The sequence below is a fragment of the Flavobacterium gyeonganense genome (genome assembly GCF_029625295.1).
GTDB classification, from domain to species: Bacteria; Bacteroidota; Bacteroidia; order Flavobacteriales; family Flavobacteriaceae; genus Flavobacterium; species Flavobacterium gyeonganense.
On sequence record NZ_CP121112.1, the window covers coordinates 1,108,532 to 1,126,345 of the forward strand.

The following is a 17,814-nucleotide window of genomic DNA, read 5'->3' on the forward strand; positions in this document are numbered from 1 at the left end:
ATTTTACTTTTGTTGACTTCTAAAAAAGTGAGTTTCAAAGATAGCAGAATTCCCTACATTATCAACTACTTCGATTTTTAAATCGTTACCCCCTTCAGCCACTATATTATCATCAAAACGATGGGTTATTTTTTTTGTTTTATTATCATATTCAAATAAAATCCAATTCCCATTTAAATAACCATTATAAGATTTAATCCCGGATAAATTATCGCTAATTACAAACTGAATAGTTTTAACATCACTAATCCATTTATCCTGAATAGGTTTTGTAATTTGTATTACTGGCGCAATTGTATCTAAAACCAAAGCATACTGCCCCAGTATTTTTGATTTCGCAGTAAAAACATCATTTTTTCTGGTAGTAGCATTATAACTTTTACTGTTACCGCTTATTCTTGCAATAAAAAGTTTATCCCTTAAAGCTTCAGAATACGTACTGTCCTTTATAGTAACAGTAAAATTTGAATGTACCGGAACAACATCTTCGTGAATATAAATCCGATTGTTTTTTACATCAAAATTCAAATTAAAATCTTCATAAAAAGTTCCGGCAGGAAAAAAACAGACATATTATCTTTTTCAAAATTTGAGTCTTTATTGTATTGGATGCGATATTTTGATGTGATGGGCTCTTCATCTACAACCGGTACTTCTGAATCATATTCGACTGGAACCGTGACTGAATTCATATTACCAAAATAGTCCGAAACCTCAATTCTGTAAGTTGAAGTCAGATTAGGTTCAACCGGAATAATTCCACGAAGCGAATCTGTTTTTATAATACTGAGTGCAAAAGGCGTTTTCATAAATAACTTTTGCACACGCTGACCTGTTCTTTTATATCTTGGGTAATCGATAAAGGCATTAATAAAACGCATCTCATCGAAAGAATAAGTATTAAACTGATAATTATATTTAGGATCACCATTTAAAAAACCTGTCACATTAAAAACTCCATTTTTGTTTTTTGAGACATCGTCAAAATCGACAGCATTAATTCCGAAACCAATTTTCCCATTAGCTTTTACTTTGCCCGCCAGGTATGTCCCATCTTTTTGAAGCGAAAGATTCAACAATAAAGGCTGTTTAGACTGATTTACTGTTACATTATCCATTGGATAAACAAACACACTTGAAATAGTTGGTTTTTTATTATCAGCTATATGCTGATCAAATCCAAAAAACATAGGATTTATAACGAACTCTGTTTTTGTATCACGAAACTCAAAGTGCAGATGCGGCCCTTCAGAAGAGCCTGTATTTCCTGAAAGCGCAATTATTTGACCTTTGGTAACCGGGAGTTCATCCGGTTTCGGAAACATTTCAATTTCAAAGGCCTTTTCCTGATAATGTGTTTTGTGAATATATTCCTGTATTGTTCCCACTGCTGTCTGCAAATGCCCATAAACCGTAGTAAAACCGTTTGGATGCGTGATATAGATACACTTTCCATTTCCAAAAGTTGAAATTTTTATTCTGGATACATAACCATCAGCAACTGCGTAAACATTCAAACCTTCTCTTTGATTGGTTTTCAGATCGAATCCGGCATGAAAATGATTGGGCCTTAACTCTCCAAAATTACCCGATAGCTGCATCGGAATATCAAGTGGCGGGCGAAAATAATCTTTTGGATACTGAACCTGTGCAAAAACAAAACTGTAAAAAAATAAAAAAACCGAATAAAATTTCATAGGTAACATTTTTGCTAAGATAAAAATTAAGGAGGGAAAAACCGAAGGATAAACCCCAAAAATACAAATCACTGAATTTCATCAATTTGATTATTTTTAATGTAAAAAAATCGATAAAAAATTGCATTAATAAAAAGGAATATTAACTTTGTAGGATTAAGTAATGAATAGGATTTACAATGAGTGTAATTGCTGAAATAATTGATACTCTTGAATATAAAGTTGAAAAGCTTTTTACGAAATCAAAAGCTTTAGAAAAAAACAATCAGGATCTACGATTAGAATTAAACAAGGCAGCGCAAATTATCCAGAAACAATCTGAAGAAATTGAAGCTTTGAAGAAGCAATATGAAACACTTAAGATAGCCAATTCGTTGCTCGGCAGCGACAATAACAAGAGAGAGACAAAGCTTAAAATAAATTCATTAATTCGCGAAATTGATTACTGTATTGCACAACTATCAGACTAGTAAATATGGACGGGAAGCTTAAAATTAAAGTATCAGTTGCAGACCGGGTTTATCCGTTAACGGTGGAGCCTGCTCAGGAAGAAGGACTTAGAAGTGCTTCAAGAAAAATTGACGCTATGATTAAGCAATTCGAAGAAAATTACGCAGTTCGTGACAAACAAGATGTATTGGCTATGTGTGCCCTGCAATTTGCATCACAAGTAGAACAAAAGCAAATTGATAATACTAATGACGGACTTGAAACCATCGAAAGAATTAAAAGATTAAATTCGCTATTGGATCAATATCTCGAAAATTAAACGTTCTTTACATAAACTAAGATACTGCCTACATTAGTTCACAATTGGTAAACTCAACACTAACAAATTAGAATGAGCAAATCGTCGCTACTATAGTATGCCATGCCCCGGCTTGGAAACTTGAACAGTGAGTTAGCTCAAAACTTGTCTTTACGAGTTTATTCAAGCAATTAATGTAGGCTTTTTTTATATATAAACTTTAACAAACATGGACATAATAACAATCATTATTTCAGGTATTGTAGGTATTGCAGCAGGTTTTGCAATAGCTAAAATTATCGAGAAAAGTAATATTTCTAACCTAATCAAAAACGCTAAAAAAGAAGCAGCTTCAATTTTAAAAGATGCTAATTTAGAGGCAGAAAACATTAAAAAAGATAAAATCCTTCAGGCAAAAGAAAAATTTATTGAGTTAAAAGCTGAACACGAACAAGTAATTTTGGCACGTGATAAAAAAGTTGCAGAAGTTGAAAAAAGAGTTCGCGATAAAGAGTCACAAATTTCAAATGAATTATCTAAAGCTAAAAAAATAAACGACGATTTCGAAGCAAAAACTCAGGAGTATAACAACAAAATTGAGCTTCTAGACAAAAAACAGGCTGAAGTTGAAAAACTACACAAAAGTCAGTTACAGCAACTGGAAGTAATTTCAGGACTTTCTGCTGAAGAAGCAAAAGAACAATTAGTAGAAGGGTTAAAAGCTGAAGCCAAAAGTAAAGCTATGTCTCACATTCAGGAAACTATTGAAGAGGCAAAACTTACAGCTCAGCAAGAAGCTAAAAAAATCATCATCAACACAATTCAAAGAGTTGGAACTGAAGAAGCAGTAGAGAATTGTGTTTCTGTATTTAATATTGAATCTGATGATGTTAAAGGTAGAATTATCGGTCGTGAAGGACGTAACATTAGAGCTTTAGAAGCTGCTACAGGAGTAGAAATCATTGTTGACGACACACCTGAAGCGATTATCCTATCCTGTTTCGACCCGGTCCGCAGGGAAATTGCTCGTTTATCATTACACAAGTTGGTGACTGACGGACGTATTCACCCGGCAAGAATTGAAGAAGTTGTTGCTAAAACGGCTAAACAAATTGATGACGAAATTATCGAAGTTGGAAAACGTACCGTTATAGACTTAGGAATTCACGGATTACACCCTGAATTGATCAAAGTTGTAGGTAGAATGAAATACCGTTCTTCTTACGGGCAAAATTTATTACAGCACTCCAGAGAAGTTTCTAAACTTTGTGGTATCATGGCTGCAGAATTAGGTCTAAACGTAAAATTAGCCAAAAGAGCAGGTTTACTTCACGATATTGGTAAAGTGCCGGACACTGAAAGCGATTTACCTCACGCTTTATTAGGTATGCAATGGGCTGAGAAATATGGTGAGAAAGAAGAAGTATGCAATGCTATTGGAGCTCACCACGACGAGATTGAAATGAAATCACTATTATCACCAATTATTCAGGTTTGTGATGCGATTTCAGGCGCAAGACCAGGCGCAAGACGCCAGGTTTTGGATTCCTATATCCAGCGTCTGAAAGATCTTGAAGATGTAGCTTATGGCTTCAGCGGTGTTAAAAACGCTTATGCAATTCAGGCGGGTAGAGAACTTCGTGTAATTGTAGAAAGCGAAAAAGTTTCTGATGATAATGCAGCTAATTTATCTTTCGAAATTTCACAAAAAATTCAAACTGAAATGACTTATCCGGGTCAGGTAAAAGTGACCGTGATCCGCGAAACAAGAGCAGTAAATATTGCCAAATAAATTCACAAAAATATCTTTATAAAAAAACTTCTCATACCGAGAAGTTTTTTTTTATATTTCTGATTTTAAACTAGACCTCAAAACAAGACAAATTATCTTCTGGGATGAAAAGTATGCATTACTTCTTTTAGAAAACTTCTGTCTAAATGGACATAGATTTCTGTGGTAGTTATAGACTCGTGGCCAAGCATTAATTGTATCGAACGCAAATCAGCTCCATTTTCAAGTAAATGCGTAGCAAATGAATGCCTCAAAGTATGTGGACTGATATTTTTATTTAAACCCGTTTTTACCGCCAAATCTTTTATAATAGTAAAAATCATAGCCCGGGTTAATTGACTGCCTCTACGATTCAAAAACAAGGTGTCTTCATAGCCTTTTTTGATATTTAAATGACTCCTTATTTCTTTTTGATAAATAGTAATATATTTCTGCGTTAAATCACCAATCGGGACAAAACGTTCTTTATTGCCCTTTCCTGTAATTTTAATAAATCCTTCTTCAAAAAAAGGTCTGAAATTTTTAAAGAAATCAATTCAGAAACACGAAGCCCGCAACCGTATAAAGTTTCAAGCATCGCCCTATTCCTTTCGCCTTCATTTGAACTTAAATCTATTACGGCTATCAATTTATCAATTTCTTCTACTGATAACGTATCCGGAAGCTTACGCCCTGTTTTTGGGGTCTCGATCAGTTCCATGGGATTATCGTTACGATAATCCTCAAAAACCAAATAATTAAAAAAACTCTTTAAGCCCGAAATAATCCTGGCCTGCGAACGTGGATTCACTTCTTTTGAAACCGAATAGATAAACTGCTGCACTGTTTCATCTGAAATTTTTATTGGAGAAACCTCTATTTTACCTTCTTCTAAAAAAAGATGGAGCCTTTCAATATCAAAACTATAATTTTCAATTGTGTTTTTGGACAAACCACGCTCAATCCGTAAATACGACTGATAATCTTTTATGTACGTTTTCCAATTCATATTCACAAAGTAACATCTTTTTGGGCATAAAAAAACCTTCCGGTTAGGGAAGGTTTTAAAATATAAGTTTAATTACAAATTAGAATTTGTAAACAACACCTAAGTTGATTGAATCAAGATTAGCTCCTAAACCAAAAGAATTAGTTTTTTCTGCTCCATCTCCACCATTATCATTTGAAGTAAAGCCTAATCCAGCCCATGTAGCCTCAATAGCGAAATTGCTAGATACGAAATAGCTTAAACCTAATCCTAAGTTTGCACCAATTTCATTAGCTTTAGCATCAGCTAATTTATCATCAACACTACTGTAGTCAACTCCTAATTCACCAAATAAAGAGAAATCAGAAGATGGTGTAAAATAGTATCTACCGAAAGCACCAACTGATAATCTTGCCTCGTCTCTAGTATCTGTAACTGCATTTTCAGCTTTGTCAGATCTGTATCCTAATCTACCACCGATAGCAATATTATCAGTAACAAAGAAACCAACTTTTGGAGCAATTTCAAATCCTGATTCTTTAACATCTCCAGTTTTATCTGAAGAAATCCCTACAGATCCAGAAATAAAAACATTACCTTTAGAAAATCCTTTTCCTGTAGAATCTTGTGCATTAGCAAATCCAAATGCTAAAACAGCAACCATTGATAAAACAATTTTTTTCATTTTTTTTAAATTAATTAAGTTAATTATGACGGCAAATCTATATCATTTGACTCTAACGAACCAAACATTATTCTAAAAAAAACACTTCAATATGTTATAAAAATTCCTATTAAAACAAACAAAAAACTAACTATCAAATAATTACATTTTTAAAAATCACTAAAAATAGTGAGAGAAAAAAACATTAATTGTTAGTAAAATTCTTTCATTAACACAATTAATTACCTTAGCAGGTTATAATGCTGAATGAAAAAATGGAAATATTGAAACTAAAGACAGCAATAATTATAAATATTCTGAGTTTATATTAACGTTACTTTGTACATCTAAAATCTTAAAATTAACATTATGAAAAAAGTACTTTTAGCAGTCATTTTGTTTCTTGGAACAGCTGCATCCATTCAGGCACAGTTATTAAAAATAGGGGTTAAAGCAGGGGTTAACTTTGCAAATCAAACAGGGGATGCCACTGATGCACCTGGAATTGACAAAGAAGGAATAACAAGCTACCATGCAGGTTTAGTAGCCGAGATTAAATTGCTAGACAGATTTGCTGTTCAGCCAGAGCTTTTATATTCAACTCAGGGAGCTACATACAAAAATGCTGTTGACGAATTTAAAAATGAACTAGGTTATTTATCTATACCTGTTATGGCCAAATTTTATTTAACAGATTCTTTCAGTCTTGAAGTAGGACCACAAGCTTCATTTTTATTGAGTGAGAAGGATAATGTAGATTTTGAGGACGCAGAAACTTTTGAATTTGGTGTGAATGCCGGATTAGGATTTAAGATAACTGAAAATTTCTTTATTCAGGGTCGTTATGGTTTAGGATTAACGGATGCTACAAAAAATGCAGATGTTAAAAATACAACCATACAATTGTCTGCTGGATTTATGTTCTAAATAATATCACATACTTTTATAAAAACCGTTCTGTTAATTAGGACGGTTTTTTTATTTTTACAGAGTTCAATTGCAATGACAATATCAAAAGTCAATTACAATGACGATGTCAAATTTAATATCAATATTAAAATCTTATATGAAAATTGCTATCATCAACGGTCCAAATTTAAATCTGTTAGGAAAACGTGAACCTGAAGTTTACGGAAGCCAGACATTTGAAGATTATTTTGACACACTGAAACAAAAATTCCCAAACATTGAACTTTCCTACTATCAAAGCAATATTGAAGGCGAACTGATTGGAAAAATTCAGGAAGTGGGCTTTACATTTGATGGAATTATTTTAAATGCCGGTGCTTATACCCATACTTCAATTGGCCTGGGCGATGCGATGAAAGCTGTAACCACTCCGGTTATTGAAGTTCATATCTCTAATACTTATGCCCGGGAAAGCTTTAGACATCAATCGTATTTATCCGGAAATGCAAAAGGGGTTATTCTGGGTTTCGGATTAAAAAGTTACGAACTCGCTATTCAGTCATTCCTGTAAACAGTTATTTAACAAATAATTAATAAGCTCATTTTCGACTTATTTTATTTTTGTAAGAGAAACTTTTTACATGAAAAATTATACTTTATTTGCCTTCTTATTTTTTTCGATTTCCAATTTCGCACAGATAAAAGGAACCATAACTGATGACAAAGGGAATCCACTCCCCTTTGTTTCTGTTTTTGAAGAGAATACGTATTTCGGAACGACATCAAACGAGCAGGGAAACTATCAATTAAATGTAAAAGAACCCGGAAAAAACAAAATCATTTTTCAGTATCTGGGTTTCAAAACCCAAAAACTTTCTGTGCCTTCAGATTCAAAAACCGTAATTCTGGATGTAAAAATGGCTGAAGAAAGCTTTACTTTGAATGAAGTCATTATTGATCCAAAAAACAATCCTGCAAACGCAATTATCAGAAGTGCTATTGCAAGCAAAAAGGAAAACTCAGAAAAAATTTCGAGATATACAGCTGACTTTTATTCGAAAGGAATGTTTAAAGTAAAAGATCTTCCTAAAAAAATCCTGGGACAGAAAGTCGATCTTGGCGAAGATATGGCATCTAATTTAGATTCAACAGGAACAGGGATTTTATATCTCTCTGAAACCCTTTCTAAAGTCACTTTTGAAAAACCGGATAAGCTAAAAGAAAAAATAATTGCTTCCAAAGTTTCGGGAAACAATAGAGGATACAGCTACAATACCGCAGCTTTATCAACTTATGATTTTTATGACAATACATTAGATTTTAGCGTAAAACTCATCTCGCCAATTGCAGACAATGCTTTTAGTTATTACAAATACAAGCTCGAAGGTACTTTTTTGGATGATAACAACCACCAGATTAACAAAATCAAAGTAATTCCTAAACGTGATAAAGAACCTGTTTTTGAAGGTTACATTTATATAGTTGACGATAGTTTCGCCATTTATGCGATAGACCTGGACATCAAAGGCTATCGAATGAAAAATGAATTTACCGAAGTCATGAGTTTAAAACAAAGCTTCAGTTATAATGTCGCACATAAAATCTGGGCAAAAAATGCACAGACACTTTCGTTTAACGCTGGTTTTTTTGGAACTAAATTCTCTGGAAAATTCAATTACGTTTATTCTAATTATGAGTTTCCGGATACTTTTAAAAAGAAAACTTTCGGAAATGAAATTGTAGCTTTTGAAGCCAATGCCAACAAAAAGAATGACGCGTTTTGGAATGAAATACGTCCAATTCCTTTGACTATAGAAGAAAGTACTGATTATATAAAAAAAGATAGTTTACTTACAATTCGTAAATCCAGAAAATACACTGATTCTATTGATGCCAAAAACAACAAATTCAAAATTTGGGACATTTTAACGGGTTATGATTACAAAAACACATTCAAAAAATATTCGTTTAATTATAAAGGCCTGTTGAATATTGCGTCTTTAAGCTTCAATACTGTTCAGGGATTTAATTTTGATTCTGGATTTTCTTTCAGAAAATGGAACGAAGAAGAAGGAAAAAGCACCTCGATAAGCACAACATTTAATTACGGTTTTTCAGAAGAGCGTTTTCGGGTTACAGGAGAATTCAGCCATCGTTTCAACGCTATCAATTATGCCACAATTTGGGGTTCGGGAGGTGTAAAAACAATGCAGTTTAATAATTCTCTACCCATCACTAAACTTGTCAATTCCATAAGTTCTTTATTCTTTAAAGACAATTATATGAAATTGTACAATTTAGAATTTGCACAAATCAATTATGGCCAGGATATTGCGAACGGAGTTAATGTGACAGGGCAAATTGGCTACGAACAGCGAAAGCCATTGTTCAACACTACTGATTATTCTTTTTTCAAAAAAGATGATTTTTATAGCTCCAATAATCCTTTAGCACCAAATGATTACACAACACCTGCTTTTGAGACCCATCATTTATTTAAAACACTTATCACAACCAGAATTAATTTCGGAAATAAATACATTTCAAGACCAGACGGAAGGTATAATTTCAAAAATGACAAGTATCCAACAGTTTATTTAGCATTTGAAAAAGCCTTTGCAGCCAGCGAAAAAAAATATGAATTTGAAAGGATCGGCGCTTCTATTCAATATGATTTGACATTGGGAAATAAAGGAGTTCTGGGAACAAATTTCAGGGCCGGAAAATTCTTCAATGCTGAAAATATTTCTTTTATAGATTACAGGCATTTTAACGGAAACCAGACTCATATCGGCACAACAGACCGCTATTTGAATGTTTTCAATCTGATGCCTTACTATTCAAACAGTACAAACAACCGTTATTTTGAAATGCATCTGGAACACAATGACATGGGATTTGTAACCAATAAAATTCCTCTGATCAATCTCTTAAAATCAACAATGAATATCGGATTTCACTCTTTGGCAATTCCGGATAGAAAGCCGTATTCTGAGTTTACCATTGGTTTAGATAATCTGGGATTTGGAAAATTTAAATTATTCAGGATTGATTATATACATTCTTATCAGGGCGGTGTTCAGCAAAATGGCGTTGTATTTGGGTTGAAAATTTTGAATGTGTTGAATTAAGCTTTTTTTAGCAGATTGGGGTGGGCGTTACCTACGGCCGGGCTGTCCGCTGTATCTTTTTATTTTTAAAGAAAAAACAAAAAGGATGCCGCTACCATCCCTAACGCATATTGTAAATTCAAATATTGTAATACTATTTTAATATCTAAAACAAATAAAAATCCGTTTTTAAAAAGGAACTTAAAAACGGATTTTTATTATATAACATTTACTGGATTCAATCCTGCCTCAACGTAAAAAACTATAGAAAACTAAACAATATTAGTGACTTAATAGTTTTAATTATAATCATCTGGTTCTACATGAATCAAAACATGTCCTAATTCAGGCATTTGTTCTCTTAAGGTATCTTTTAATTTATGCGCCAGATCATGCCCCTCTTTTACTGAAATTTTTGCCGAAACTATAGCATGCAAATCAACGTGATATTTCATACCGGCTTTACGAATAAAACATTTTTCGGTACCTAAAATCCCTTTGACTGTTAAAGCCGTAACACGAATCATTTCTACTAAATCATCGTTCAAATGCTCGTCCATAATTTCACCAAGAGCAGGTCTGAAAATTTTGTAACTGTTATACAAAATAAAAAATGCTGCAAAAAGAGCAGCCCAGTCATCTGCAGATTCATATCCTTTTCCCATAAACAACGCAAATGAAATTCCGATAAATGCCGCAACAGAAGTTATCGCATCGCTTCGATGATGCCAGGCATCGGCTGCTAAAGCAGTGCTATTGGTTTGTTTACTGCGTTTCATTACTAACCTAAAAGAGTATTCTTTCCAGATAATAATCGCACCCAAAACATACAATGTCCAGGACTTTGGCAAATCATGCGAAGTCTGGATATTGGCTATACTTTCATAACCAATAATTGTTGCTGATGTAATTAAAAACCCAACCACCAAAAAGGTAATGAGGGGTTCGGCACGCCCATGCCCATAAGGATGATTTTCATCAGCTGGTTTATTAGAATATTTGATTCCGAATAAAACCAAAAAAGAAGAAAATATATCCGTAGTCGATTCTATGGCATCTGCAATCAGGGCATAGGAATTGCCAAAAAAACCTGCCAAGCCTTTTATCAGGGCCAAGCAGGTGTTTCCGGCTATACTAAAGTATGTAGCTTTTATAGCTTTTTGTTCGTTTGTCATTAACGAGAATTATTTATGCTCTCACAATTTTTGCTCCAATTGCTCTCAAGCGTTCATCGATACGCTCATAACCGCGGTCAATTTGCTCAATATTTTGAATTGTACTGGTTCCTTTTGCAGAAAGCGCAGCAATCAATAATGAAATTCCCGCACGAATATCCGGAGAAGACATTGTAGTTGCTTTCAATTGAGATTCGAAATTATGTCCCATAACCACAGCTCTATGCGGATCACATAACATGATTTTTGCTCCCATATCAATTAGTTTATCCACGAAGAATAAACGGCTTTCAAACATTTTTTGGTGAATTAAAACATCTCCTTTTGCCTGTGTAGCTACAACCAAAACAATACTTAATAAGTCAGGTGTAAATCCTGGCCATGGCGCATCCGCAATAGTTAAGATAGAACCATCGATATCTGTTTTTACTTCATATCCGTCTTTGTGAGCAGGAATATAAATATCGTCATTACGTTTTTCAATGGTAATACCCAACTTTCTAAAAGTATTTGGAATCAAACCTAAATTTTCCCAGCTTACATTTTTGATAGTGATTTCACTTTTTGTCATAGCTGCAAGACCAATCCAGGAACCAATTTCAATCATATCAGGAAGAATTCTGTGCTCGCATCCACCAAGGCTTTCAACACCCTCGATAGTCAGTAAATTTGAACCCAATCCTGTGATTTTAGCCCCCATAGAATTCAACATTTTACATAACTGCTGTAAGTAAGGCTCACAAGCAGCATTATAAACAGTCGTTTTTCCTTTAGCCAGAACAGCCGCCATAACGATGTTTGCTGTACCCGTTACAGACGCTTCGTCTAAAAGCATATCTGTACCCTGAAGGCCTTCTTCCGGAGTTTCTACTCCGTAAAAGTGATCTTCTCTGTTATATCTGAATTTTGCTCCAAGGTTAATAAAACCTTCAAAATGTGTATCTAATCTGCGACGTCCAATTTTATCTCCTCCAGGTTTTGGAATATATCCTTTTCCAAAACGAGCCAAAAGCGGACCTACAATCATAATAGAACCACGAAGCGCTCCACCTTCTTTTTTGAAAGCTTCTGTTTCTAAATACCCAACATTAACCTCATCTGCCTGAAATGTTATCGAACCTGGCTCATTACGTTGAATTTTCACCCCTAAATTACCCAGCAAAGTAATTAATTTATTGATGTCTATAATATCAGGAATGTTATTAATTTTTACCTTCTCTCCTGTTAAAAGCACAGCACATAAAATTTGTAATGCCTCATTTTTTGCTCCTTGCGGAGTGATTTCTCCTTTTAGAGGAGTTCCTCCTTCGATTTTAAAAATTCCCATAGATTTCTTTTAGGTTCTAAGGTTATGAGATTCTGAGGTTCAGAGCTAAAAATATTAGCATGTTAGTACCTTAGCATCTTAGCCCTCTTTTTATTTCTGATTGTTATTTTTCTGAAAAGGTTTTTTACCGCCTTTATTGTTTTTATTATTTTGAATTTTTGGCTGTCCAGGCTGAGAAATTTTATTCGACATACGTTTGTTGGTACGCATCAAATCAGTCGTATTTAAAAGTTCCTCTGTACTTTGCAATAAATTGATTTTTCCACCGGAAAGTTCGTATAAATGTTCAAAGATTACATCGTCTTTTACCGTGTCTTTGTTCCAGCTTAAAAAAGATTTTTTCATGTGATTGGCAATCACCATCACCAAAGCATTTTTCATTTCGCCCTCCTCCCACTTATTAGCAACATCAATCATGTACTTAATGTTATTGCCGTAAAACCTGTACTTAGGAAAGTTTTGCGGATATTGCAAAACATCAGGTTTTAACTGTAATACATCACGTGAAGGAATTGGATATGGTGACTCAACATTTAATTTAAAATCAGACATAATAAAAAGCTGATCCCATAATTTATGTTGAAAATCCGGCACATCACGCAAATGAGGATTCAGGCTTCCCATTACCTGAATAATGTATTTTGCCGCTTTATTACGTGTTTCATCATCTTCAATCATAGTCGCCTGATCAATCAGTTTTTGCAAATGACGACCATATTCGGGAATAAGTAAACGCTGTCTTTCAGAATTGTATTCTAAATTAAAAACAACGTCGTTTGCGTTTTCTTTTTTATATTTTTCGACCATAATTTATAATGAAACTATACCTTCTATCGTAGAAACTTCTTTGTATTTGCCAATTACTTCATCAGCACTATTCATCGTAACATCTATAGAAACACTGGTAAATTTACCTGTTTTAGATTTTGTTGTTTTGATAACCGCACCCATTCTGTCAAAAGCTTTTTCAACGCGCTCCACATTATCAGCTACAGAAGGTACTATAAATTTATACAAATATTCTGCAGGCCAGGTGTTTGAATTGTCCAGCTCAATCTTTAATCTTTCGTAAAATTCGGCGGTGTTTTTTTCTTTATCGTTCTCCATTCGTAATTAAAAATAAACGCAAATATACGGTTTTGGTTTTAGATATTTTAAATTGGAAAAAGATATTAAAGCGTTGTATATTTTTGAAATGAAATACACTATTTAGAATACTTAATTTTTAAAGTTTTTTAAAATAGAAAATCACCATTCTATATTTATCCCTATGTATTATTATTTTATTGCGGGCTTCAACATACAAAGATAAATAGCCAAAATAATTACCGCAAGTTTAAAAAAATACCAAATCTTTCGGTTTCGACAAATAATCTTTTTAATTATAAATAACTTTAGGTAAATTTGCGCTTTATTTTTAGAATAGTGCAAAAAGAAATCATAGTTCTCCTTGGTGGTCCTGGCACAGGAAAATCTACACTAATAAACGAATTAGTTGCTCGTGGTTATTGCTGTTACCCTGAAATCTCAAGACAAGTTACTCTTGAAGCACAACAGCGGGGTATTGACCAATTATTTCTGGAACAGCCTTTATTGTTTAGCAAAATGCTGCTTGAAGGCCGTATTGAGCAATTCAAAAGTGCATTAAAAGAACCAGACGATGTAGTTTTTATTGACCGCGGAATTCCTGACGTTGTTGCTTACATGGATTATATCGGTGATTCATATCCCGAACACTTCACTAAAGCCTGCGAGGATTTCAAATACTCCAAAACATTTATTTTACCACCCTGGGAAGAAATTTACGAAAGCGACACAGAACGTTACGAGAATTTCGAACAGGCGCTAAAAATACAAAATCATCTTATTGAGACTTACAAAAGGTATGGTTATGATTTAATTGAAGTCCCGAAAGACACAGTTGAAAACAGAATTCTTTATATATTAGACAAAATTTAGCGACCAGATTTAAAGTTGCAAAACTAGAAACTGATTTCTAAATTTTTAACTTTAATACTTTGGTCATGCAGGAAGCACAGGATATTCTTTTAAAATACTGGAAACATACCAGTTTCCGACCGCTGCAAAAAGAAATTATTGATTCGGTTTTAGAAGGCCACGATACTTTTGCACTGCTTCCCACAGGTGGAGGGAAATCGATTTGTTTTCAGGTTCCCGCAATGATGCAGCCAGGTATTTGTCTTGTTGTTTCGCCTTTGATTGCACTAATGAAAGATCAGGTAGCGAATTTACAAAAGCGGGATATTAAAGCGATAGCACTTACAGGCGGAATTCATGCTGAAGAAATTATCGATCTTCTTGACAACTGCCAATATGGAAATTATAAATTTTTATACCTCTCTCCTGAGCGTTTGCAGTCTGACTGGATTTTGGAACGCATTAAAAACCTTCCGGTAAATTTAATCGCAATCGATGAGGCACATTGTGTTTCGCAGTGGGGACATGATTTTCGTCCTGCTTACCTGAAAATTTCAGAGCTTAAAAAACACTTTCCGAAAATTCCCTTTCTTGCTTTAACTGCTACAGCAACCCCAAGGGTCATTGAAGATATTAAAACAGAATTAGGCTTGAAGGAGCCTAATTTTTTCCAACAATCATTTGAAAGAAAAAATATAGCATACATGGTTTTCGAAATCGAAGACAAATTATACCGGGTTGAACAAATTTTAAAGAAAAACCCACAACCGTCCATAATATATGTCCGAAACAGGAAATCATGTTTAAACATATCAACCCAATTACAATCATTAGGATTTCGGGCCACTTATTATCACGGTGGACTTTCAGCCAAAGAAAAAGACAAAAACATGCAATTATGGATGTCTGAACAGGCGCAGGTTATTGTTGCCACAAATGCTTTTGGAATGGGGATCGACAAAGACAACGTAAAAACGGTCATTCACACACAGCTGCCTGAAAACTTAGAAAATTATTACCAGGAATCCGGAAGAGCGGGACGAAATGGAGAAAAAGCTTTCTCTATTTTACTTTACAACAATTCAGATGCGAATCAGACAGAACAGCAGTTTTTAAGTATTTTGCCAGACAAAAAGTTCTTAAAAACGATGTATATAAAGCTTTGCAATTATTTTCAGATTGCTTATGGTGAAGGACTAGATGATTCTTTTTCTTTTAAATTAAATCATTTTTGCGATAAATATGATTTCCCTACATTAAAAACATACAACTCACTACAGTTTTTGAATCAACAGGGAATCATTACGCTTTCTCAGGAGTTTTCAGAGAAGATTACGATGCAGTTTTTAATCGAATCGAAAGAAGTGATCCGGTATATGAGCCTGAATCCAAATGAAGAAGAAATTATTCTGGCTATTTTGAGAACATATCCCGGAATTTACGAAATGAAAACACCCTTTAATCTTTCATTGATTGCAAAAAAATCACATCACACAGAAGAACAGGTTTTGGCTGTTTTAGAAAAGCTGAAAGAAAAAGAAATCATCGAGTACAAATCAAAAAATAATGATGCTACCATTTTATTCAATGAAGTCCGGGAAGATGATCTTACTATAAACAGGGTTTCAAAATATCTGGAAAAACAGAATCAGCTAAAAAAAGAACAATTACTGTCTGTCCTGCATTATATAAAAGAAAATAAAACCTGCAAAAACAGATTGGTTTTAGATTATTTTGGAGAAGAAACGATGGAAAATTGCGGGGTGTGCTCCTATTGCATTACTCAAAAAGGAAAAATCACAGAAGCCGATTCAATTGCTGATAAAATCCTGCATTTATTGAAAACAACTGCATTAACTTCGCGGGAAATTCAAAATAAGATAAAACTGGATACAAAAGATGTTTTATCAGCAATCCAGCAATTATTAGAAAACAATCATATCGTTATTTTAGCGAACAATAAATACACTTTAAAAACCTAATGGAAAAATTACGAATTATATTTATGGGAACACCGGAATTTGCTGTTGGCATTCTGGACACCATTCTTAAAAACGATTATGAAGTTGTAGGCGTTATTACAGCAGCCGACAAACCAGCTGGACGCGGACAAAAAATAAAATATTCAGCAGTAAAAGAATATGCGCTAGCCCACAACCTTACATTATTACAGCCAACCAATTTAAAAGACGAAGATTTTTTAGCCGAGTTAAAAGCGCTGAATGCCAATTTGCAAATAGTAGTTGCTTTCAGAATGCTTCCAAAAGTAGTTTGGGAAATGCCACAATTTGGGACTTTTAATCTTCATGCATCCCTATTACCAAATTACCGTGGCGCTGCACCAATAAACTGGGCCATCATTAACGGAGAGACAAAAACAGGTGTTACTACTTTCTTTATAGACGATAAAATTGATACAGGAGCAATGATTTTAAATTCGGAGATTGCAATTGAGCCAGAAGAAAATGCAGGACAATTACATGACCGATTAATGCATTTAGGAAGCAAAACTGTCATTGATACCTTAAAAGTGATTGAAAACGGAAATGTAAGCACCACCGTTCAGGAAGATAGTGATCATATTAAAACAGCCTATAAACTAAATAAAGAAAACTGCAAAATAGACTGGACAAAGTCCGGAATCGAAATAAACAATCTGATACGCGGGTTAAGCCCATATCCTGCTTCGTGGTGTTTTCTGAAAGACAAAAATGAGGAATTAAACATCAAAATATATGAAGCAAAGCTGATTTCACAGCCACATTCCGAAGAAATTGGAAAGCTTATTTTTGATAAAAAAGAACTTAAAGTAGCACTCCAGGATGGCTATTTATCACTATTAAGTTTACAATTACCCGGGAAAAAGAGAATGCAGATAGCTGATTTATTGAATGGCATCACTTTTTCTAATGATGCAAAAGTCTATTAAAGTCAATAAAACAGGGGTATATACTTATATTTAGCTACTAAAATACTTGTTTTATGAACAAAAAAAACAAGTTATTAACAATTTTTACTAAATTTAAAGAAATCACTTGCAAGGAACGGATTTCCTACTAAATTTGTGTATTAACAATTTTTTTAACCAACAATTAATAACTAATTATTATGAACAAATCAGAATTAATCGATGCTATCGCTGCTGATGCAGGAATTACAAAAGCTGCGGCGAAATTAGCTTTAGAGTCTTTTTTAGGTAATGTAGGTACTACTTTGAAAAAAGGTGGAAGAATTTCATTAGTAGGATTTGGATCTTGGTCAGTATCTGCAAGAGCTGCAAGAGATGGTAGAAACCCACAAACTGGAAAAACTATCAAAATTGCTGCTAAGAATGTTGTAAAGTTCAAAGCTGGAGCTGAATTAGAAGGAGCAGTGAACTAAGTAGAAAGTTCCTTACACTTATAATATAATTAAAACCCTCATTTTTGAGGGTTTTTTTTACGATTTAACGATTTTATTGGTTTTTTAAATATTTTATGAGTAAATT

At 33.8% G+C, this 17,814-nt stretch carries 15 protein-coding genes and 2 pseudogenes; 10 read left to right on the plus strand and 7 right to left on the minus strand.

Annotated elements, in window-relative coordinates; all coding sequences use genetic code 11:
* Positions 1-3: 3 nt before the first annotated feature.
* Positions 4-1,697: pseudogene (locus P5P89_RS04740) on the minus strand (M23 family metallopeptidase).
* A gap of 179 nt (positions 1,698-1,876) precedes the next feature.
* On the opposite strand from P5P89_RS04740, the gene P5P89_RS04745 reads away from it, so the two are divergent.
* The 3 genes from P5P89_RS04745 to rny all read left to right on the plus strand — a co-directional run bounded on the left by P5P89_RS04745 (position 1,877) and on the right by rny (position 4,237).
* Positions 1,877-2,167, plus strand: a complete 291-nt coding sequence (locus P5P89_RS04745; protein WP_278010963.1) for a hypothetical protein — start codon at positions 1,877-1,879, stop codon at positions 2,165-2,167.
* 5 nt (positions 2,168-2,172) lie between these two features.
* A complete protein-coding gene (locus tag P5P89_RS04750; RefSeq protein ID WP_278010964.1) occupies positions 2,173-2,466 on the plus strand; it encodes a cell division protein ZapA in 294 nt (97 codons plus the stop codon).
* 208 nt (positions 2,467-2,674) lie between these two features.
* Positions 2,675-4,237, plus strand: coding sequence for a ribonuclease Y (rny, locus tag P5P89_RS04755; RefSeq protein ID WP_278010965.1), 1,563 nt, complete (start codon positions 2,675-2,677; stop codon positions 4,235-4,237).
* 92 nt (positions 4,238-4,329) lie between these two features.
* Here the strand turns inward: rny and P5P89_RS21630 are convergent.
* Together P5P89_RS21630 and P5P89_RS04770 are read right to left on the minus strand one after the other, a co-directional pair.
* Positions 4,330-5,225: pseudogene (locus P5P89_RS21630) on the minus strand (tyrosine recombinase).
* A 79-nt stretch (positions 5,226-5,304) separates the two neighbouring features.
* The gene (locus tag P5P89_RS04770) at positions 5,305-5,889 is read right to left on the minus strand and encodes an outer membrane beta-barrel protein (protein WP_278010967.1); all 585 of its coding nucleotides are present in this window, start codon (positions 5,887-5,889) and stop codon (positions 5,305-5,307) included.
* Between the two features lie 348 nt (positions 5,890-6,237).
* On the opposite strand from P5P89_RS04770, the gene P5P89_RS04775 reads away from it, so the two are divergent.
* The 3 genes from P5P89_RS04775 to P5P89_RS04785 all read left to right on the plus strand — a co-directional run bounded on the left by P5P89_RS04775 (position 6,238) and on the right by P5P89_RS04785 (position 9,908).
* Positions 6,238-6,795, plus strand: coding sequence for a porin family protein (locus tag P5P89_RS04775; protein WP_278010968.1), 558 nt, complete (start codon positions 6,238-6,240; stop codon positions 6,793-6,795).
* 139 nt (positions 6,796-6,934) lie between these two features.
* Entirely contained in the window at positions 6,935-7,348 is a 414-nt protein-coding gene (gene aroQ / locus P5P89_RS04780) for a type II 3-dehydroquinate dehydratase (protein ID WP_278010969.1), read from the plus strand.
* Between the two features lie 70 nt (positions 7,349-7,418).
* Positions 7,419-9,908, plus strand: coding sequence for a DUF5686 and carboxypeptidase regulatory-like domain-containing protein (locus tag P5P89_RS04785; protein ID WP_278010970.1), 2,490 nt, complete (start codon positions 7,419-7,421; stop codon positions 9,906-9,908).
* A gap of 278 nt (positions 9,909-10,186) precedes the next feature.
* Here P5P89_RS04785 and P5P89_RS04790 read toward each other — a convergent pair whose 3' ends face one another.
* The 4 genes from P5P89_RS04790 to P5P89_RS04805 all read right to left on the minus strand — a co-directional run bounded on the left by P5P89_RS04790 (position 10,187) and on the right by P5P89_RS04805 (position 13,496).
* A complete protein-coding gene (locus P5P89_RS04790) occupies positions 10,187-11,062 on the minus strand; it encodes a cation diffusion facilitator family transporter (RefSeq protein ID WP_278010971.1) in 876 nt (291 codons plus the stop codon).
* A gap of 13 nt (positions 11,063-11,075) precedes the next feature.
* On the minus strand, positions 11,076-12,389 hold the full coding sequence (murA, locus tag P5P89_RS04795) for a UDP-N-acetylglucosamine 1-carboxyvinyltransferase (RefSeq protein ID WP_223681881.1): 1,314 nt from the start codon (positions 12,387-12,389) through the stop codon (positions 11,076-11,078).
* A 90-nt stretch (positions 12,390-12,479) separates the two neighbouring features.
* Positions 12,480-13,196 (minus strand): DUF4290 domain-containing protein, encoded by a 717-nt coding sequence (locus P5P89_RS04800; protein ID WP_269237332.1) that lies wholly within the window; start codon positions 13,194-13,196, stop codon positions 12,480-12,482.
* Between the two features lie 3 nt (positions 13,197-13,199).
* Positions 13,200-13,496 (minus strand): DUF493 family protein, encoded by a 297-nt coding sequence (locus P5P89_RS04805; RefSeq protein WP_278010972.1) that lies wholly within the window; start codon positions 13,494-13,496, stop codon positions 13,200-13,202.
* Positions 13,497-13,814: 318 nt separating this feature from the next.
* Here P5P89_RS04805 and P5P89_RS04810 point away from each other — a divergent pair, with 318 nt between their 5' ends.
* The 4 genes from P5P89_RS04810 to P5P89_RS04825 all read left to right on the plus strand — a co-directional run bounded on the left by P5P89_RS04810 (position 13,815) and on the right by P5P89_RS04825 (position 17,708).
* Positions 13,815-14,348 (plus strand): AAA family ATPase, encoded by a 534-nt coding sequence (locus P5P89_RS04810; protein WP_278010973.1) that lies wholly within the window; start codon positions 13,815-13,817, stop codon positions 14,346-14,348.
* Between the two features lie 65 nt (positions 14,349-14,413).
* Positions 14,414-16,309, plus strand: coding sequence for a RecQ family ATP-dependent DNA helicase (locus tag P5P89_RS04815; RefSeq protein ID WP_278010974.1), 1,896 nt, complete (start codon positions 14,414-14,416; stop codon positions 16,307-16,309).
* Entirely contained in the window at positions 16,309-17,256 is a 948-nt protein-coding gene (gene fmt / locus P5P89_RS04820; protein WP_278010975.1) for a methionyl-tRNA formyltransferase, read from the plus strand. The genes P5P89_RS04815 and fmt overlap by 1 nt, the downstream gene beginning before the upstream one ends.
* A 179-nt stretch (positions 17,257-17,435) precedes the next feature.
* On the plus strand, positions 17,436-17,708 hold the full coding sequence (locus tag P5P89_RS04825) for an HU family DNA-binding protein (protein WP_012022249.1): 273 nt from the start codon (positions 17,436-17,438) through the stop codon (positions 17,706-17,708).
* Positions 17,709-17,814: the final 106 nt, after the last annotated feature.